The organism is Nocardia sp. NPDC059195 (assembly GCF_042754695.1).
Taxonomy (GTDB): Bacteria; Actinomycetota; Actinomycetes; order Mycobacteriales; family Mycobacteriaceae; genus Nocardia.
Window position 1 is genome coordinate 1 of sequence record NZ_JBHZBG010000044.1, and the last position, 19,143, is coordinate 19,143.

Below are 19,143 nucleotides of genomic sequence, written 5' to 3' on the forward strand. Positions count from 1 at the left end.
AAGAGACAGTGCGTCCGCGGCGCAGCCGCCAGCAACGGTGGCTAACTCGCGGCCCCCCCAGGGGCCGCGCTCGAGCGCGCCAGCGCTCCAAAAACTCAGTGCAGGTTGTTCTGGGCCGCTTCCAGCCCGACCTTCAATAGCAGTTCCACCGCATCGGCGGCCTGCTCCACGATCACCGGAACCTCTTTGCGCTCCGGCGCGGAGAAGGGCTTGAGCACGTAATCGGCCGGATCCTGCCGACCGGGGGGACGCCCGATCCCGATCCGGGTCCGCACATACTCCTTGGTGGTCAACGCCTGCGAGATCGACCGCAACCCGTTGTGTCCACCTTCGCCGCCGCCCTGTTTGAGCCTGAGCGTGCCGAACGGCAGATCCAGCTCGTCGTGGACCACGATCACCTGATCCACCGGCACCGAGAAGAACTTCGCCAGCGCGGCGACCGGCCGCCCGGACAGGTTCATGTAGGTGCGCGGCTTCGCGATGAGGATCTGACGTCCGTCCAGGCGCGCTTGCAGCAGGTCGGCACCGGACTTCTTGTGCACAGCAAAACGGCCGCCGACGCGCTCGGCGAGCACATCGGCGACCAGGAAGCCCACATTGTGGCGGGTGCGCTCGTACTCGGGGCCGGGGTTACCCAGTCCGACTACGAGCGCGGGCCCGGAAGATTCGGTCATTGCCCGAATCGTAGTGCGCGGTCTTACTCGGACTCGGTGGCGGTCTCCGCGGCCGCTTCGCCCTCGTCTTCGGCCTTCGCGGACGGCGCCTCGATCACGTTGACGATCAGGGCTTCCGGGTCACCGGCCAGGGTGACACCCTTGGGCAGCGTGATGCCGCCGGCCAGGATCTGGGTGCCGATCGCGATGCCGTCGACCGAGACCTCGATGGACTCGGGCAGGTTCATCGCGTCGGCCTCGATCGACAGGGTGTTGAGTTCCTGGGTGATCAGGGCGCCGGAAACGGCATCGCCGGTGACGACGACGTTGACGTCGGTGGTGACGCGCTCGCCACGCTTGACGATCAGCAGGTCGGCGTGCTCGATGTAGCGACGGATCGGGTGGACGACGACCGACTTGGTCATCGCCAGCTGCGGCTGGCCGTCGATCTGCAGGTTCAGGATGGCATTGGTGCCGTGCAGACGCAGGATCGCGGCGAACGCCTTGGCGTTCAGCGACAGGTGCTGCGGCTCGGAGTGGTGGCCGTACAGCACGGCGGGGACATTGCCGTCGCGACGGGTACGGCGAGCGGCACCCTTACCGAACTCGGTGCGGACGGCGGCTTCGATCAGATTGGCGTCGGACATACGAATGCGCTCCTACGGCTCGTCATGGGTGACCCAACTCCGGGGTCAAGGTCTACTCGTCGGACGAAGAACGAACGAGGACGGCCCAAACAACTCAGCCGAGCCGCGTCGATCACGGTGTGCGCACCAAACGGGCACTCACCCTCGCCGAGACAACCCGCCAACCATACCGCACGCGAATCGCCCGCGAAAATCAGGTCCGCGCCTCGCCAACACCCCGTCGACCTGGCGATGGACCAGACCTTTACTCTGGATAGGTTGCCGACCACTGCGAAAGGTTCGACCGTTGACCGAGTCCGGAGAAGGCGTCGCCCCCACCCCACGCGGGTTGCCCGCCGAGGTGGCCCGTCGCCGCACGTTCGCCGTGATCTCGCACCCCGACGCGGGTAAGTCGACGCTCACCGAAGCTTTGGCCCTGCACGCCAGGATGATCTCCGAGGCGGGCGCGATCCACGGTAAGGCCGGTCGCAAGTCGACGGTGTCGGACTGGATGGAGATGGAGAAGGCGCGCGGCATCTCGGTGAGTTCGACCGCGCTGCAGTTCAACTACCGGGCCGCCGGATCCGATATCGACAATGTGATCAACCTCGTCGATACTCCCGGCCACTCCGATTTCTCCGAGGACACCTACCGGGTGCTCACGGCCGTCGACGCCGCGGTGATGCTGATCGACGCGGCCAAGGGTCTGGAACCGCAGACGCTCAAGCTGTTCCAGGTGTGCCGCCACCGCGGCATCCCGGTGATCACCGTCATCAACAAGTGGGACCGGCCGGGTCAGGCCCCGCTGGAACTGCTCGACGAGATCAGCGAGCGGATCGGCCTCACGCCCACTCCCCTTTTCCTGCCGGTCGGCATCGCGGGCGATTTCCGCGGCCTGCTGCGCCGTGGGCCCGAGGGCGAGGCGAGCGAGTACATCCACTTCACCCGCACCGCCGGTGGCGCGACCATCGCGCCCGAGGAATACCTGACTTCCGCCCAAGCCGAAGCGCGCGAGGGCGAGGCCTGGACGACAGCGGCCGAGGAGAGCGAACTGCTCTCGGCGACCGGGCAGGACCATGACCAGGAAATGTTCCTGGCGGGCCAGACCTCGCCGGTGATCTACGCCTCGGCCATGCTGAATTTCGGTGTGCGCCAACTGCTCGAGACGCTGGTGGAACTGGCGCCCGCGCCCGGCTCGCGTGCCGACGTGACGGGCAAGGAACGCACCACCGGTGACCCGTTCAGCGCGGTGGTGTTCAAGGTGCAGGCGGGGATGGATACCGCGCACCGCGACCGGCTGGCGTTCATGCGGATCGTGTCCGGCGAATTCGAGCGCGGCATGGTGGTGACCCACGCGCAGACCGGGCGCCCGTTCGCCACCAAGTACGCGCTGACGGTCTTCGGCCGCGAGCGCACCACGGTCGACACCGCCTACCCCGGCGATGTGGTCGGTCTGGTCAACGCCACCGCGCTCGCGCCGGGCCACACGCTGTTCGTCGAGAAGAAGGTGGAGTACCCGCCGATCCCGAGCTTCGCCCCCGAGCATTTCGCGACGCTGCGCGCGCAGAGCGCGGGCAAGTACAAGCAGTTCCGCAAGGCCATCGACCAGCTCGATTCCGAGGGCGTGGTGCAGGTGCTGCGCAACGACGCCCGCGGTGATGCCACTCCGGTACTCGCCGCTGTCGGTCCGATGCAGTTCGAGGTGGTCACGGCCCGGATGCAGGGCGAGTTCAACGTCGAGACCCAGCTGGACTTCCTCCCCTTCACCCTGGCCCGGCGCACCGACGCGGAGTCGGCGCCCGAGCTGGATCGCCAGCGCGGTGTCGAGGTGTTCACCCGCACCGACGGCGTGATTCTGGCGCTGTTCAGCGACAAGTGGCGGCTGCAGTACATCGAGAAGGAACACCCGAAACTCACGCTGGAACCACTGGTCGCGACGGCCGACTGAGCAGAAGCTGTCTGGGTCGGCGGTCAGGCGTACCTACGCGTTCCCTCCGGCCGTGCACGGGCCGAGTGTCGGCGTCATCATGCGGCCGGGCCGGGATTGCGTTCCACCGAGGAGATGTGGTTCTCCTGCGCGATCATGCCCCAGCGGCTCGCGGTGAGACGCAGGCTGGGCAGGTCGCTGAGGGAGAGCACCACCTCGTAGGTGCGCTCGTACCCGGTGTGCGAGATGCGCCAATGCCCGTCGTCGCAGCGCACGTAGCTGTCGGTGTAGAAAGCGGCGCCGCGCAGGCACATGTTGTGTTCGGGGATGATCACCGTGTCGGCCAGATACCAGGTGCCGGTGGCGGTGTCACCGTCGATATCGATCTCGGGGTGGTCGCAGCGGTGCTCGGTGATCACGTGCGGTCCGAGGGTGTTGCGCAGGAAGGCCAGGAAGGCCTCGCGCGACTCGAACTGCAGGTATTCGCTGTAGGTGGCGGTGGCCTCGGGGATCATCGTGTCGGCGAACTCGTCCCACGACTTGGTGTCGAGGCTGCGCAGATAGCGGTACTTGAGCCTGCCGAGCGCGATGAGGTCGTCGGGGTGATCCGGCGGGCGCTCGATCGGGGTTGGCTGTTCGTCGTCCGGCGGCGGTGACGCCATCCATGCCTCCCCCGAGTCCGACCCGGTGACCAACGGCGTGTCATCACCGGGCAGCAACGGCGCAGGGCCTATCAACGCGGACGCGACAGGTTCGTCGACGTGCACGTTCGGAGATTCCGGGCCCTGCTCCATCTCTCCACGATCCCACCAGAAGTGGCTCACCGCCCGTTCTGTATCAGATCGCTATCACTGCCGACACCGGAGTGTGACCTCCGGCGCCGGCGGACCCGGGGTGTCTGGGCTACCCGATGGTGAAGCAGGTGCGGCAGAAATCCTCACCGAATTCCGAGAGGCGAAGGCTCTTGCGCACGATCTTGGGTGCGCGGCCCGCCTTCTTGAGCGCCTGCTCCACGACGGGTTGCACTTCCAGCACCATGTACCGGCTCAGCACGACCGGATCGTCGGAGGTGAGGGTGAGACCGAGGCGGTTGAGGTTGATCAGGTAGGACCGCGAGCGGTCCGGGTAGCGCACGCCCGCCTGTTCGGGAACCGAGGTCAGGTCGCCCTGCACCAACTCCGAGCCGATGCCGAGCGGTCGGTTGGTACGGACGTCGACCGAGGGTTGCGGCCCGTTGAGGGCCATGAACCGCAGGATGCGGGCCTCGTCGGGCGCGACCTCGTCGAGGATGCGGTCGTAGGCCGGGTGCACGTCCTCGGTGAAGTACACGTCGGCCGAGCGGGCCAGCAACGCGTCGCCGCGTCGCCGCAGTTCATCGGTGGTGGCCGAGCGCAGGTACGGGCCGACGGTGATGGACTGCTGCGACGCGCCGTTCGGCGTCGGCACATAGCTGACGATCTCGCGCACCGACCCCTCGGTGACACCGAGCGCGCTGCGCGCGATGGAGCGAAGGGCATTGCCGGTGCGCTCGGCGATATCGGCGGAGGATTCGCCGTCCAGCGCCGCCTGCGCCAGCTCCTTGGTGACCTCATAGGTGGTGCCGACAGCCCACTGGCTGCCGCGCACCGCGGTACCGGCGGCCAATCCGGCGGCACGGAAAACGCCACGGATCAACCGTGCTTCATTGCTGATCTGTCGCTGCTCGACATCCGAGCTGCGCTCGACGGCGCGGGTACCGGCACGGGCCAGGTCCTGACCGGTCCTGTCGTCTGTCACGTCCTACTCCGAAGTCTCGCCATGTGAACAGTCCTCGCCACCGCGCGCCCCCTGTGCGCGCCGTTGTGGCCTGTCACGAAATGTGGTGATGGTCATTGTTCCGACTAGCCAGGGTGAGTACGGCATTCAGGACGGGTTCTGTGACTGATGTCTCAGACACTACCCTGTGGCCTGACACACGACGAATGGACCCGGTTCCTCATCTCACAGTAGGGTCACCTCGCCGCGGGGGTGATAAATTTTTGGTTCTCGGTGAGGCGGTGGTCACCGGGTATCGGCAGGAGGGCGTGTCGTGTTGGAGAGCGTGTTCGGGTTACACCCGACACTCCTGCTTGAAATTCTGACCATTCCTCTTTTCACAGGAATTATCGGATACATAACCAACTGGTCCGGCATTCTCATGCTGTTCCAGCCGATCCAATTCCACGGTTTCCGACTGCCCGGTTTGCGCGCGGTCTTCCCCTATCTGCCCAAGCGGATTCAGGTCTTGCCGCTGCTCAGCTATGACGGCCGGATCGGCTGGCAGGGCATCGTGCCCTCGCGCGCCGACAAGATGGCCAGCATCGCGGTCGACAAGGGTCTGTCCAAGCTGGGCAGTGTTTCTGACTTCTATCGCGAGCTCGACCCGGAGAAGCTGGCCGAACATCTGGCCGAGGTGGCCGACGCGCAGATCCGCGACATCGTCGAGGTGATCCTGCGTCGCGAACATCCGCAGCTCTGGTACAACCTGCCTGTTCAGGTCAGGGAGATGATCCATCAGCGGGTGCGCTCACAATTGCCCGAGATCCTGCGTGACCTCACCATGGAGCTCGGCGCCAATATCGATCAGCTGCTCGACGTGAAGCAGATGGTGATCCGCTACTTCCAGGCGCGACCGCAATTGCTCAACCAGCTGTTCCAGGTGCTCGGCGCCAAGGAACTGCGGTTCATGCAGAACTTCGGCTTCTATTTCGGCGCGCCCTGCGGGCTGCTGCTGGTCCTGGCGCTGCACACCACCGGGCTCTCGGCGCTGGTCGTGCTGCCGGTCGGCGGGATCATCATCGGCTGGGTGGTGAACTGGATCGGCATCAATATGATCTTCGCGCCTGCCACGCCGAGGTGGTGGTGCCCGTGGCGGCAGGGTCTGCTGATCAAGCGCCAGCCCGAAATCACCGCCGGTTACGCGGCATTGGTGTCCACCGAGGTCGTCACGGTGGCCAATATCGGCGACGAGCTGCTCAATGGCCCGCGCTCGGACCGGACCCTGCAGATGCTAGAGGACACCCTGCGCCCGGCCGCCGACCGCGCGCTCGGACCCGCCCGGCCCGCGGTGAAGTTCATGCTCGGCAGCCGCGAATACGACACGCTGCAATCAACTCTCACCACGCAGGCCATGACGATCGCGCCGATGGCGTTCGCCGATCCCGCGTTCAATGCTCAGCAGAGCAGGCAGGTCAACGACTACATCGCCCGGCAAATGTCCGCACTTTCCCCACATGACTTCGTGGACATGCTGCGCTCGGCGATCAAACAGGACGAATGGTTGCTTTTTGTCCATGGCGGCGCGCTGGGACTGCTCGCCGGATACGCTCACATCCTGGTCTTCGGAACAGGAGTAGCGACGACATGGATGTAGACGACGGGACCCCGTCCACCGAGCTGGTGCGACGATCGGTACCGCCGCTCGAGGTCTCCGCCGACAAGCGTGGGCTGCTGCCCGTCTCACCGGTACGCACGGTTCGTGCGGCCACCGGTGTGGCGCGGGTAGCGCTCACCGCTGCCTCGGGAATAACGCTGTGGACGCTGGACACCGCGCTCGGGGTGACGGTCACGGTGTTGCGCGGCAGCATGGCGGGCACTCCGCCCAGCGAGGTGCTCGCGGAAGCGGAAACCGAAGTGCGCGACCGGCTTCGGCACGCGCTCGGCCTGCCGACGGGCACCGAACACCGTGGTGACGACGGCACCCCGACCCTGCGCGAGCAGGGCGCCGAACTGCTCCGCCTGTCCGCCAGCACGCACGCCGCGCAGCCCGACACCCATCCGGCCTATCCCGGCATCCTCGCCGAGATCACGCCCGACGAGGCACGGATCCTGCGATTCCTGCACGTCGACGGGCCGCAGCCGGCCATCGATGTGCGCACCGGGCGTCAGCGGGCGTTCGGCGGCGAGCGGTTGATCAGCGGACTCACCATGCTGGGCGACCACGCGGGCCTGCGATTTCCGAACCGGGTGCCGCAGTACCTGCCCAACCTGCGCAGACTGGGGCTCATCGAGTCCACCCGCGACCCCGTCGGCAACCCGCACCGCTACCAGGTCATCGAGGCCCAGGAGCAGGTGCGGGAAGCGTTGAAGCGCCCCGGTTTCGGCACGAAGGTGACCTACCGCAGCATCCTGCTCACCGAATTCGGCGCCGACTTCGTCCAGACGTGTTTACCCGTAGTGATCAGCGACGGTCGCGAGACCGCGACCTAGCTCTCGCCGAGCTCCGCCAGTTCCATCCAGCGCTCTTCCGCCGCTTCCTTGTCGGCGACGACTTCCTTCAGCTCGGTACCGAGCTTGATCAGCTTGTCCGGGTCCGTTGCGGCATCCGCCAGCGCCTTGTGCAGTTTCTGTTCGCGCTCGTCGAGTTTGGCGATGCTGCGTTCGACCTTCGACAGTTCCTTGCGGGCCGCGCGGCGGTCGGACGAATCCGTCGAGGCGCCACCGGTCTTCGCGGTGAGCGGCTTGGTGTTGCCCGCCATGGTGGCGCGCTTGGCCAGGTAGGAGTCGATGCCGCCGGGCAGGTTGGTGAGTTTGCCGTCGCCGAACAGGGCCCAGGTGGAGTCGCAGATGCGCTCGACCAGATAGCGGTCGTGGCTGATGACCACGAGCGTGCCCGCCCAGTTGTCGAGCAGGTCTTCGAGCTGCTGCAGGGTGTCGATGTCGAGGTCGTTGGTCGGCTCGTCGAGCAGCAGGACGTTCGGTTCGGCCATCAGGATGCGGGTGAGTTGCAGGCGACGGCGTTCACCACCGGAGAGGTCGCCGACCGGGGTGCGCTGGCGGGCCGGGGTGAAACCGAGCCGTTCGGCGAGCTGGCCCGCCGAGATCTCTTTGTCGCCGAGCATGATTCGCTGCGCGACCTGCTGGACGGCCTCGAGCACCCGCATGTCGGTGGGCAGGTCGTCGAGTTCCTGACGCAGCCAGCCGACCTGCACGGTCTGGCCCTGGATCCGCTTGCCCTTGGCGGGTTCGGTCTCCCCGGCCAGCGCGCGCAACAGGGTGGTCTTGCCCGACCCGTTGACGCCGACCAGGCCGACCCGCTCGCCCGGCGCGAGTCGCCAGGTGAGGTCGTCGACCAGCACCCGGCCGTCGGGGGTGGTGAGGGCGGCATCCTCGAGTTCGATCACCACGCGGCCCAGGCGCTTGCGCGCGAAGGCGGCCAGCGAGACCGAGTCGCGCGGCGCGGGCACATCGGCGATCAGGGCCTCGGCAGCCTCGACGCGGTAGCGCGGCTTGGAGGTGCGAGCCTTGGCGCCGCGGCGCAGCCAGGCCAGTTCCTTGCGGGCCAGGTTCTGGCGGCGCGATTCCGAGGCGTCGGCCTGACGTGCGCGTTCGGCGCGAGCGAAGATCCAGTCGCCGTAGCCGCCCTCGTAGACCTCCACCTTGCCGCCGACAACCTCCCAGGTGCGGTTGGCGATCGTGTCGAGGAACCAGCGATCGTGGGTGACGACGACGAGCGCGGTGCGCCGAGCGACCAGGTGCCCGGCCAGCCACTGCACACCCTCGATGTCGAGGTGGTTGGTCGGCTCGTCGAGGACCAGCAGGTCCAGATCGCGCACCAGGGCCGCCGCCAGAGCGACGCGGCGGCGTTCGCCACCGGAGAGGTTCGTGACGAGGGTGTCGAGGCCCAGATCGGCGATGCCGATGCCTTCGAGGATCGAGCGCACACGAGAGTCGGCGGCCCACTGGTGGTCGGCGATATCGGCGGTGGACAGGTCGTCGGACAGCCCGGCGAACACGATCGAACCGATGCTCGCGCCCTCGGGCAGCACGCCGCGCTGGGTGACCACGGCCATCCGCAGCCCACCCACTCGGCTGACCCGGCCCTTGTCGGGCGGCTCCAGTCCGGTCAGGACCTCGAGCAGCGTGGTCTTACCGCCACCGTTGAGGCCAACCACCCCGATCCGTTCCCCCGCGTGAATTCCGAGGGAGACGTCATCCAGCAGCGGCTTGACGCCGAAGCTCTTGGACACCTGTTCCAGGTTGATCAGGTTGGGCATTGCCGCCTCTCCGCGACTCGAGGCCAGACATAGGTGCGGGGTTGCGGTGCGTCGGCGTCCGACGGGGGGATTGCTGGACCAGTTGGCCCCTACCCGGTGAGTTACCCATGTTCGTGCGAGGTCTGTTGATTGCGATCATAGTGGACGCCGCCGGTCGCTCTGACCGGCACCGCTGCGGCCGGACTCAGCTGGTGGTCATCAGCGTTTGGAGTGCGCCTCGGTGTCGAGCACGCGGGCGCCCGGAACAGGACCAGTGGCCGTGCGCACGCTGCGGCACACGCCAGCGCCTGCCAGCTCCGCGGCGACACCGATCGCGGCCTCCTCCGATTCGCAGAGGAACGCGCAGGTGGGCCCCGACCCCGAGACCAGACCGGCCAACGCGCCCGCGCCGACGCCCGCGCGCAGGGTGCGGCGCAGTTCCGGTTTCAGCGAGAGCGCCGCGGCCTGCAGGTCGTTGCCGAGGAGTGGTGCGAGGGTGTGCGGGTCGCCGGCGGCCAATGCCTGCATGAGTTTTTGGGGGTCGCCGAGGCGCGGGGGCGCGCCCTCGGCGCGCAGGCGGTCGAGTTCGCGGAACACCGAGGGGGTGGACAGGCCTTCCTTGGCCAGCGCGAGGACCCAGTGAAAGGTGCTGCGCGACAGCACCGGAAGCAGGCGTTCGCCACGGCCGGTGCCGAGGGCGGTGCCGCCGTGCAGGGAGAACGGGACGTCGCTGCCGAGTTCGGCGGCGATCGTCGACAGTTCTTCGCGGGTCAGGCCAAGGTCCCACAGCTCGTTCAGCCCCACCAGGGTCGCGGCCGCGTCGGCGCTGCCACCCGCCATCCCGCCTGCCACCGGAATGCCCTTGGTGATGGCGATCTCGACCAGCGGGGCACGGCCTGCCAGGTGCGCCAGCCGGACCGCGGCCTTCCAGACCAGGTTGGTGCGGTCGGTTGGCACCTCGGCGGCGCCTTCGCCGGTGACCCGCACGGTGAGCGAGGCCGATGGGGCTAATCGGAGGTCGTCGGCGAGGGACAATGCCTGGAAGACGGTGGTCAGGTCGTGGTAACCATCCGGACGCAGATCAGCGACTCCGAGATGCAGGTTCACCTTCGACGGAGCTCGCACGACGACTGGGCTGGGCACAACTGACAGCACGATTACCCAGCGTAATAGGTTCCACCGACGAGTACGCACGTCGAATGCCCACCGCTCGAACACAGGGTTGCGCTAGGTACCCATGGGGGGTATGTTCATTCGTGTCGGGGACATACCCCTGGACCGTATGTTCGAAGAGCGAAGGAGTCGGCCATGGCCACCACCACCTACACCGTCACGGGGATGACCTGCGGACACTGCGTCAGCTCGGTCAAGCAGGAAATCGGCAAGATCGACGGCGTCACCAGCGTGGATGTCGACCTCGCCAGCGGTCTCGTCCGGGTCGACAGCGAGGGCGAACTGGCCGATACCGAGGTGGCCGCCGCGGTCGACGAAGCGGGCTACGCGCTGAGCGCCTGACTCCACTCCTGCTGGGCGAGGCAGCGCCCCCGCCCAGCAGGGACCAGGCCACTCGACGGCGAAGTGACAGGGACCACGTTCACCGCGGGTTCACCCACGTCGCGCCGCACAACGAATCATCCACAATGTCATCCACATCCATCCCCAAGCGTGATGAGACACGATTTCGGGGTTCAACCGGGAGTGCCGCCCGCGGACCATGATCAACTCAGGACGCGGCGAAAACCGGTTATCCACAATTGCTTTCACAGCGGCCGCGCGACCCGCGCCGATGAACGGCCGGTGTACTGCGGGTTCCCCTGCGAGAACCCACGATTCGACGATCTAGGTCGTCGCCGCCAACCGGACGAACGCCGCGGTCTCGAGGGTCTCGCCCCGTGCCTGCGGATCGATACCCGCGGCGACGAGCCTGCGCTCGGCCTCGACGGGCGATCCCGCCCATCCGGACAGCGCTGCCCGCAACGTCTTTCGCCGCTGCGCGAACGCCGCGTCGATCACCTCGAACACCCGTCGGCGATGCGCCTCGTCCATCGGCCACGGCGGTTCGACATAGCGGTCGATCCGCACCAGACCCGATTCGACGCGCGGTACCGGCCAGAAGACCTGCGTCCCCACGTGACCGGCGCGGCGAACCTTGCCGAAGAAACCCGCCTTGACACTCGGCACCCCGTACACCCGACTGCCGGGCTCGGCGGCGAGCCGGTCGGCCACTTCGGCCTGGACCATCACCAGCGACACCATGATGCTCGGCAACGTCGCGAGCAGGTGCAACAGCACCGGCACGGCCACGTTGTAGGGCAGGTTCGCCACCAGCGCGGTCGGCACGGCGGGCAACTGCTCCGGGCGCACCCGCAGCGCGTCGGCCTCGACCACGCGCAGCCGCTCGACCAGGCCGGGCGCGCGATCGGCGACGGTTTCGGGCAGATAGTTGGCGAGCACCGGGTCGATTTCGACGGCGACCACCTGGTCGACCACGTCGAGCAGCGCCAGCGTCAGCGAGCCGAGACCCGGACCGACCTCGAGCACCGTGTCACCCGCACCGACGCCGGCCGCGGACACGATGCGACGCACGGTATTGCCGTCGTGCACGAAGTTCTGCCCGAGCTGCTTGGTGGGTCGGACGCCGAAACGTTCGGCCAGGGTCCGCACCTCGGCGGGACCGAGCAATGCGGCACGGTTACCTCGAGCGGAATTCTCTGGTTCGGACACTGCTAGAACCTACCAACCTCGCTGATGGGGCAGCTCAGCGCTGCGTCGGGGCGGCGTTGACGCGCGCGAGGAATCCGTCGATGGCGGCGAGCTGTTCGGGCGAGACCGAGCCGTGCTGACCGTTGCCGAGGACCACCTGCTGATCGACACCGTTGGCCGCGAGCTGGGCGACCAGCGCCGCGTGCAGCGGCGACGGCACTACCATGTCGGCGACGTTCATGGACAGCAGGATCGGGGCATCGTAACCGCTGGTCGGCAGCATCATGTACGCCGCGAGCGGATCGCGCAGCGGGGCGAGCGGACGCGCTAGCAGGTCGGCGGCGGTGACGCCCTTGGTCGACACGAAGATCTCGTCCAGGCACTGGCTGCCCGCGACGTCGACGATCTCCTTGCCGCGCGGAGTCAGGTAGGAGTCGATGTCGAGCCCGGGGTCGGTGGCGCGCAGACCGGCCAGGATGCTGACGACGAACGAGGTGGTGGCGCTGGACAGCCCCGGCACATCCGGCGTCGCGGGGCCGACGAACGGCAGGATCTTCTCCACGTCCGAGGCCGGATCGATCGCGGCGACACCACGGAAGTCCAGCTCAGGGGCGTACTCAGCCTGCACATGCGCCGTGCTCAGCGCCGCGTGACCACCCTGTGAAACGCCGAGCACGCTCCAGGTGCGCGAGAGGTCGGGGTTGGCGGCGCGGGCCGCACGGACCAGATCGATCGTCGCGGTCGCCTCGCTGCGCACCTCGAGGTACGGGTGCGGGCCGGTGTCGAAACGGCCGAGGCCGAGATAATCGGGCGCGACGACGGCGAAGCCCTGGTCGATGAACCGCTGGAGCAGCCGGTCCTCGCCCCCGCGCTGCTGCTGGAACGGCGCGGTTTCCGGGTCGGCCTGACCGCCGCAACCGGGGCCGGAGCCGGAGGTGCCGTGGTCGTAGGCCAGGATCGGCCAGCCGCCGACCGGGGCGTCACCTTCGGGGATGAACATCGCGCCGCTGGCCGGGCGCTCGATGCCCGCCGAGTCGGTCATCCAATACTCGACCGACGCACCCCTGGTGAGCCCGTGCCAGCCATCGGGTTCGGCCTGCACCGAGATGAGCGAACCGGGGGGCGCTGCCATCACCGGGGTGTACCCGGCGGCGGCGAAAGCGCTCGCGACCAGCGCGGCGACAACGGTCACCCGGATCGGGATCTTCAGCACAGGTCGGCCTCTCTACCAGGCGGTCAAGATCTTGGACGAGAGTACAGATCGACCGCCGCCGGAGCCCGGATGACGCGCCTGGCCCACGAATGACAGAGAACCCTCAGCCTTGGGCCGAGCGGGATCAGCTGATCCCCAACCGCCCGGTGCACGCGGGCCAAGCGCCCCACCCCTGCCGCGCCCGAGTCACCTCAGCGATCGCGATCTGCTCTTCCCTGCTCGCCAGATCAGCCCGGGGGGCGTACTTCAACCCACCCTGCCGCTCCCAAGTGCTCTGATCGAACTGAATCCCACCGTAATAACCGTTCCCGGTGTTGATAGCCCAGTTCCCCGTCGACTCGCACTTCGCCAGCGCGTCCCACACCGCACCGTCACGCACCGGCGGCACCTCGGTCCCCGGCTTGGCGCCCTGACGAATCGTCTTGGGCTGGGCGGGCGTGATCACATTCGAATTCACCTGCACGCGTGAGGCTTCGACACCGTTGACCATCTTCACCGCGAACGTCGCCTCGTGCAGACCGGGCATGCCAGGGTTCTCGACCACGGTGCGGCTCATGTTCATGGTCACGTCCTCGATCACCGTTTCGGTGGGATCGAGCGGCAGGGTTTCGGTGAGCTGTTCGGTGCGCTGCCGCGTGACGACAACCTGCATGCCCTCGGTGAGCGGCGTCGTCGCGGCAGGCTCCGTGAAGTCCTCGTCCTTCAGCGGAACGCCTGCGGCAGCGAGGAATTCACCGACGGTCGCGGCGGCGAGGCGTACATCGACCGGGGCGGCGCCGCCGTCTACCAGCGAGATATTGCGCGGGGTGTACACGCTCAGCGCGGCACCGTCGAGGGGCAGCTTCTCGGTGCGCGAGGGCAGCACGTGGGTGTCGGACGGGATCTGCATCGACGCGAGCGCGTCGCCTGCGGTGGTGCCGGTGGTCCATACCTTGCGCTCGACACCGTCGAGGGTGACCGTGATCTCGCGGCCACGGTTGAAGGTGATGGTGGCGCCGTCGCCGACCTTCGCGCCCGCGGCGGGGACGACCTCGTCGTGTTCGGCGATCTCGTAGCCCGCGTCGGCCAGGATGGCGCGCACATCGCGCGACATCGTCGAGAGCTCGGTCCGTTCGCCGTCGACGACCAGCGCGACCGTCTTGTGGTTCACGATGGCCAGCGAGGCGCCGACGAGCAGAATCAGCAGCATGGCCGCCACCGCTGCGAACAGCAGCGGTGAACGTGACGAGTTGATCCGCGCAAAAGCCGACATGATTACAGGACGATAACGACGAGGTGCGCGGTAGACAACACCAGGCAGTCCGATCAGCGGGATCGTAGATCACGATTCGATATAGACAGCGCTGGTAGATAACGGCGTGAGCAGGGCAATGTGAGCCGACTCACGGTTGGTGTCCAGCCCCCTGCCGAACAGACGAATCGGACTACCGAATCCGATACAGCCTGCGCGCGTTGGCGGTGGTGATCTCGGCCAGCGTCTCCGGGTCCTGTTCGCGCACTTCGGCCAGCGCGCGCACCGTGTACGGCAGGCAGTACGGCTCGTTCGGCGCACCGCGATACGGGTGCGGCGTCAGATACGGCGCGTCGGTTTCCACCAGGATCTGGTCGTCGGGCACCAGCTTGGCGGCCTCGCGCAGTTCGTGCGCGTTCTTGAAACTCACGGTGCCGGAGAAACTCAGCACATATCCCTCCGCCACACAGGCCTGCGCCATCGTGGCGTCGGAGGAGAAGCAGTGGAAGATCACCGTGTCCGGCGCACCCTCGTCGAGCAGCACCGTGAGCAGGTCGTGGTCGGCTTCGCGGTTGTGGATCATCAGCGGTTTGCGCACGCGTTTGGCCAGGTCGATGTGCCAGCGGAAACCCTCGATCTGGGTTTCGATATCGGCGCAGCCATCGAGCTTGCCGGGCCAGTAGTAGTCGAGGCCCGTCTCGCCGATGGCGACCACGCGCGGGTCGGTGGCGAGGTGTTCGAGCTCGGTCTTGGCCTTGTCGTCGAGAGCGTTGGCCCGGGTGGGATGCAACGCGACGGCGGCGTACACCCGCGGATCCCACTGCGCCGCCTGCACGGCCCACTGCGCGGCCGCGAGATCGTCGGCGATCGTCACCACATGTCCCACACCGGCCGAGGCGGCCCGGTCCACGATGGCCGTGGTCGACTCCGCATCGGTTGCGCCACAGGCATCGAGGTGCGTGTGGGCATCGATCAGGGGCGCGAGCGGCGGCGGAACTGGCGGAGCCGGACGATTCGTGTTTGCCACCCGGATTAGAGTAGTGCCCATCATGAGTGAGCGAAGCGAGCGATCAATGGGCACAGCTGCATCTGCAGTCACGACTGCGCCGAGCGCTAGCGAGGCGCAGGCGTGAGTGCAGCCGAAGGCGCCGAGGCGCCCGCCTTCTACGTCACGACGGCCATCGCGTACCCGAACGGTGTGCCGCATATGGGCCACGCGTACGAGTACATCTCCACCGACGCGATCGCCCGCTTCAAGCGACTCGACGGCTACGACGTGTTCTTCATGACCGGCACCGACGAGCACGGTCAGAAGATGCAGCAGACCGCGGCTACCGAGGGCATCCCGGTGCAGGAGCTCGCGGCACGCAATTCCGACGTCTTCGAGGCGATGGACAAAGCACTCGACATCTCGTTCGACCGCTTCATCCGCACCACCGATGACGACCACATGGCCGCGAGCGTCGCCATCTGGGAACGGATGCTCGCCAATGGCGACATCTACCTCGATCACTACTCGGGTTGGTACTCGGTGCGCGACGAGGCCTTCTACAACGAGGACGAGACCACCCTCCTCGCCGACGGCACCCGCGAGTCCACCGAGACCAAGACCCCGGTCACCTGGTCCGAGGAGTCGAACTACTTCTTCAAGCTCTCGGAGTATCAGGACAAGCTCCTCGCCCTCTACGAGGAGCGGCCCGAATTCATCGCGCCCTCGACGCGGCGTAACGAGATCCTCAGCTACGTCAAGTCCGGGCTGAAGGACCTGTCGATCTCCCGCACCACCTTCGACTGGGGTGTCCCGGTCCCCGGCGCGCCCGACCACGTGATGTACGTGTGGGTCGACGCGCTCACCAATTATCTGACCGGCGTGGGCTTTCCGAACACCGACTCCACCGCGTTCCAGAAGTTCTGGCCTGCCAACCTGCACATCATCGGCAAGGACATCACCAAGTTCCACACGGTGTACTGGCCCGCGTTCCTGATGTCGGCGGGGATCGAACTGCCGGACCGGGTGTTCGTGCACGGGTTCCTGTACAACAAGGGCGAGAAGATGTCGAAGTCGACGGGCAATGTCGTCGACCCGCTCTCGCTGGTAGCCACCTATGGCCTCGACCAGGTGCGTTTCTTCCTGCTGCGCGAGATCTCCTACGGCCAGGACGGCAGCTACAGCAACGACGCCATCGCCGGCCGCATCAACAGCGACCTGGCCAACGAGTTCGGCAACCTGGTCCAGCGCAGCCTGACCATGGTCAACAAGAACTGCGACGCCAAGTCCCCCACACCCGGCGAGTTCACCGACGAGGACCGCGCGCTGCTCGACCGCGCCAACTCGCTACTGGCCAAGTGCCGCACCGAGTTCGACGTCCAGCAGATGCACCTCGCCCTGGAAGCCATCTGGCTCACCCTCGGCGAAACCAACCGCTACTTCTCCGCCAACGCGCCGTGGGCGCTGCGCAAGTCGGGCACCGAGGAAGACCTGGCCCGCATGGCGACGGTCCTCTACGTCACCCTCGAGGTAGTCCGCATCGTGGCCATCCTGGTCCAACCGGTGATGCCGGGCTCGGCGGCCAAGATCCTGGACCTGCTCGCCCAGGAAGGCCGCGCCTTCGCCGACATCGCCACTCCCCTGGCCCCCGGCCTCGACCTGCCCGCACCGGAACCGGTCTTCCCGCGCTATATCGAGCCCAAGGAATAGCCGAAACGAACTGTGGCGCACGGTTTCACCGTGCGCCACAGTTTCAGCGATGTGAACTCAACCCCTCGCCGAGTCGCCGCATGCTGAATCAGGCGAGCAATTCCATCGACGACTCAGTTGAGGGCGTCCTCGACGCTGGTCGCGGTCAGAATCTGATCGGTCCACCTGTCCAGTTCCGCTGCGCTCGCTGACCGGACCCGAGCGATCGCCCACTCGGGAACTTCACCGAATTTGTGACCGAGCAGCCGAATCAAGGTCTTCGCCGCACCGCGCGCCTCGAGCATTTCTGCGGTTGTCACGATGGCCTCCTTAGCCTGCTGTCCCAGCTGCTCGAGCAACGGATCGAAGTCCGCCGGCTCGGTGTCGCTGACATTCATAATGTACTCCACCACCGCTCGCAGGTCGTTGCGACCATTCGGGCCATCGAACATCGCCGATAGGTCCTTCACCAGCGGCAACAACCGCGCGCCCGCGTCTGTGCGCCCCGGTGCGACCTTCAGCACGTAGAGCATCACCACTACCGCCGGTGTGAGCTGGCGCTTACGGAGTTCGACTAGGTCGGTAGCGGCCATGTCGTCGATGACGTACCGCATCCGCGGCACCAGTTCACCCAGCGACTCACGCACCAGTGGGGAGAGGTCGAACAACAGCGACAGTTCCGTTTCCGCCCGCCACCGGCGCCCCTTCGGATGGGCGTGGACGACCAGCGGAATGATCAACGGCACCGTGGTGGTCTGCGGGTGCTCGCTGACGTAGCGGGTCCAAATGGCGACCATGTACTCGATCAACCGCAGGGCCATCAGTTTGTCTGTGCTGCTTTGATGCTCGATCAGGTAGTAGACGAACGTCTCCTGACCCTCGACCTCGATCGAGAACAGCATGTCCCCATACCGGGGTGTCAGCTGGGCGGAGATGAATCCGGTAGACAGTTGCTTCAACGTCGACCAGTCCGCCTGTGCGACAAACGAGTCCGGCAGTTCCGACTTGAGTTCCGAGGCGGCGTTCTCCGGTCGACCGAGGATGCGGCGGCACAGGGCGTCGTGCGGGCTTGTCGGTCGCTCGGCCATAGCCACACCGTACGCCGCCACATCGGATTGTCAGCAATATTCGCATGTCAACAACACTGACGGAGAGTATTGCCTATCAATAGCTTTCGAGCTGAATGCCGCTCAGCTCTCCGAGCGGGCGGCCAGGACTGCGTCGTAGAGCTCGCGGCGTGAGGCGCCTCGACCGGCGGAGACTTCGGCGCAGGCGTCCTTGAGTCGCATGCCGCCTGCTACCAAAGTCTCGACCTCGTCGACCAATTCGGCAGGCTCGGCCGAAACCGGTTGGGAGCCCTCGAGAACCACGGTGATCTCGCCGCGGGCGCCGTCGGCGGCCCAGGCGGCCAGTTCGCCGAGGGTGCCGCGGACGACTTCCTCGTAGGTTTTGGTGAGTTCGCGGCAGATGGCGGCGCGGCGGTCGGGGCCGAGGACCGTGACCGCGTCGGCCATGCAGTCGGCGAGGCGGTGGGGGGCTTCGAAGAAGACGATGGCGCGTTGCTCGGATGTCAAGGTGCGCAACCACTCTCGGCGCTGACCGCCCTTGCGTGGGGCGAAGCCGTCGAAACAGAAGCGTTCCACCGGCAGGCCGGACAGGGCCAGTGCGGTGGTGACCGCGGAGGGGCCGGGCAGGCAGGTGACCGGAAGGTCGCGTTCGACGGCGGCGGCGACCAGGCGGTAGCCGGGGTCGCTCACCGACGGCATGCCCGCGTCGGTTACCAGCAGAACGGTCAGGCCGCTCGCGATGTCGTCGAGCAGGGCGGGGATGCGGGCGGTTTCCACGTGGTCGTAGAAGCTGACGACGCGGCCGGTGATCTCGACGCCGAGTGCCTTCGCCAGCGATTTCGTGCGGCGGGTGTCCTCGGCGGCGACCACGTCGGCCGAACCGAGCGCGTCGCGCAGTCGCTGGGACGCGTCGCCGATGTCACCCATCGGGGTAGCCGCTAAGACCAACACAGTGTTGTCCCGCCTCTCCGGTATCTTGGGCCGCAGGCGAGCGGCGAGCGGCACATGCAGGTGACGCCCGACCATTCTGTCAGGTCACCGGGGTGCGGCGAT

At 67.0% G+C, this 19,143-nt stretch carries 17 protein-coding genes; 5 read left to right on the forward strand and 12 right to left on the reverse strand.

Annotated elements, in window-relative coordinates:
* Window positions 1–95 precede the first annotated feature (95 nt).
* Window positions 96–674, reverse strand: coding sequence for an aminoacyl-tRNA hydrolase (pth, locus tag ACFXKN_RS32015; protein ID WP_378940736.1), 579 nt, complete (start codon window positions 672–674; stop codon window positions 96–98).
* 23 nt (window positions 675–697) lie between these two features.
* Window positions 698–1,300, reverse strand: coding sequence for a 50S ribosomal protein L25/general stress protein Ctc (locus ACFXKN_RS32020; protein WP_379434594.1), 603 nt, complete (start codon window positions 1,298–1,300; stop codon window positions 698–700).
* Window positions 1,301–1,586: 286 nt separating this feature from the next.
* Here ACFXKN_RS32020 and ACFXKN_RS32025 point away from each other — a divergent pair, with 286 nt between their 5' ends.
* Window positions 1,587–3,227, forward strand: a complete 1,641-nt coding sequence (locus ACFXKN_RS32025; protein ID WP_378926198.1) for a peptide chain release factor 3 — start codon at window positions 1,587–1,589, stop codon at window positions 3,225–3,227.
* A gap of 77 nt (window positions 3,228–3,304) precedes the next feature.
* Here the strand turns inward: ACFXKN_RS32025 and ACFXKN_RS32030 are convergent, their stop codons facing one another.
* Window positions 3,305–3,829: a nuclear transport factor 2 family protein gene (locus ACFXKN_RS32030; protein WP_378913480.1), complete on the reverse strand. Its 525-nt coding sequence runs from the start codon at window positions 3,827–3,829 to the stop codon at window positions 3,305–3,307.
* Between the two features lie 280 nt (window positions 3,830–4,109).
* Complete coding sequence (locus ACFXKN_RS32035; RefSeq protein ID WP_379434597.1) at window positions 4,110–4,982, reverse strand: Abi-alpha family protein; 873 nt, start codon at window positions 4,980–4,982, stop codon at window positions 4,110–4,112.
* A gap of 400 nt (window positions 4,983–5,382) precedes the next feature.
* Between ACFXKN_RS32035 and ACFXKN_RS32040 the strand changes: the two genes are divergently transcribed.
* A complete protein-coding gene (locus tag ACFXKN_RS32040; protein WP_378940744.1) occupies window positions 5,383–6,597 on the forward strand; it encodes a DUF445 domain-containing protein in 1,215 nt (404 codons plus the stop codon).
* Complete coding sequence (locus ACFXKN_RS32045; protein ID WP_379434599.1) at window positions 6,588–7,433, forward strand: Abi-alpha family protein; 846 nt, start codon at window positions 6,588–6,590, stop codon at window positions 7,431–7,433. Before ACFXKN_RS32040 ends, ACFXKN_RS32045 begins: the two co-directional genes overlap by 10 nt.
* On the opposite strand, the gene ACFXKN_RS32050 is transcribed toward ACFXKN_RS32045, so the two are convergent.
* On the reverse strand, window positions 7,430–9,220 hold the full coding sequence (locus ACFXKN_RS32050; protein ID WP_379434601.1) for an ABC-F family ATP-binding cassette domain-containing protein: 1,791 nt from the start codon (window positions 9,218–9,220) through the stop codon (window positions 7,430–7,432). The genes ACFXKN_RS32045 and ACFXKN_RS32050 overlap by 4 nt on opposite strands.
* Before the next feature lie 198 nt (window positions 9,221–9,418).
* Window positions 9,419–10,354, reverse strand: coding sequence for a 4-(cytidine 5'-diphospho)-2-C-methyl-D-erythritol kinase (locus ACFXKN_RS32055; RefSeq protein ID WP_379434603.1), 936 nt, complete (start codon window positions 10,352–10,354; stop codon window positions 9,419–9,421).
* 153 nt (window positions 10,355–10,507) lie between these two features.
* On the opposite strand from ACFXKN_RS32055, the gene ACFXKN_RS32060 reads away from it, so the two are divergent.
* Window positions 10,508–10,714: a cation transporter gene (locus tag ACFXKN_RS32060; RefSeq protein WP_358108305.1), complete on the forward strand. Its 207-nt coding sequence runs from the start codon at window positions 10,508–10,510 to the stop codon at window positions 10,712–10,714.
* Window positions 10,715–11,038: 324 nt separating this feature from the next.
* Here ACFXKN_RS32060 and rsmA read toward each other — a convergent pair whose 3' ends face one another.
* From rsmA to ACFXKN_RS32080, 4 genes are all read right to left on the reverse strand, one after another.
* Complete coding sequence (gene rsmA, locus ACFXKN_RS32065; RefSeq protein WP_379434605.1) at window positions 11,039–11,923, reverse strand: 16S rRNA (adenine(1518)-N(6)/adenine(1519)-N(6))-dimethyltransferase RsmA; 885 nt, start codon at window positions 11,921–11,923, stop codon at window positions 11,039–11,041.
* Between the two features lie 34 nt (window positions 11,924–11,957).
* Window positions 11,958–13,115, reverse strand: a complete 1,158-nt coding sequence (locus ACFXKN_RS32070; protein ID WP_379434607.1) for a lipase family protein — start codon at window positions 13,113–13,115, stop codon at window positions 11,958–11,960.
* 124 nt (window positions 13,116–13,239) lie between these two features.
* On the reverse strand, window positions 13,240–14,367 hold the full coding sequence (locus ACFXKN_RS32075; RefSeq protein WP_379434609.1) for a transglycosylase family protein: 1,128 nt from the start codon (window positions 14,365–14,367) through the stop codon (window positions 13,240–13,242).
* Window positions 14,368–14,539: 172 nt separating this feature from the next.
* Window positions 14,540–15,373, reverse strand: coding sequence for a TatD family hydrolase (locus tag ACFXKN_RS32080; RefSeq protein WP_378940757.1), 834 nt, complete (start codon window positions 15,371–15,373; stop codon window positions 14,540–14,542).
* Between the two features lie 102 nt (window positions 15,374–15,475).
* Between ACFXKN_RS32080 and metG the strand changes: the two genes are divergently transcribed.
* Window positions 15,476–17,044 (forward strand): methionine--tRNA ligase, encoded by a 1,569-nt coding sequence (metG, locus tag ACFXKN_RS32085; RefSeq protein WP_378940759.1) that lies wholly within the window; start codon window positions 15,476–15,478, stop codon window positions 17,042–17,044.
* Window positions 17,045–17,157: 113 nt separating this feature from the next.
* On the opposite strand, the gene ACFXKN_RS32090 is transcribed toward metG, so the two are convergent.
* Together ACFXKN_RS32090 and rsmI are read right to left on the reverse strand one after the other, a co-directional pair.
* A complete protein-coding gene (locus ACFXKN_RS32090) occupies window positions 17,158–18,111 on the reverse strand; it encodes an Rpn family recombination-promoting nuclease/putative transposase (protein WP_378940761.1) in 954 nt (317 codons plus the stop codon).
* Between the two features lie 102 nt (window positions 18,112–18,213).
* On the reverse strand, window positions 18,214–19,041 hold the full coding sequence (rsmI, locus tag ACFXKN_RS32095; RefSeq protein WP_379434612.1) for a 16S rRNA (cytidine(1402)-2'-O)-methyltransferase: 828 nt from the start codon (window positions 19,039–19,041) through the stop codon (window positions 18,214–18,216).
* Window positions 19,042–19,143 lie beyond the last annotated feature (102 nt).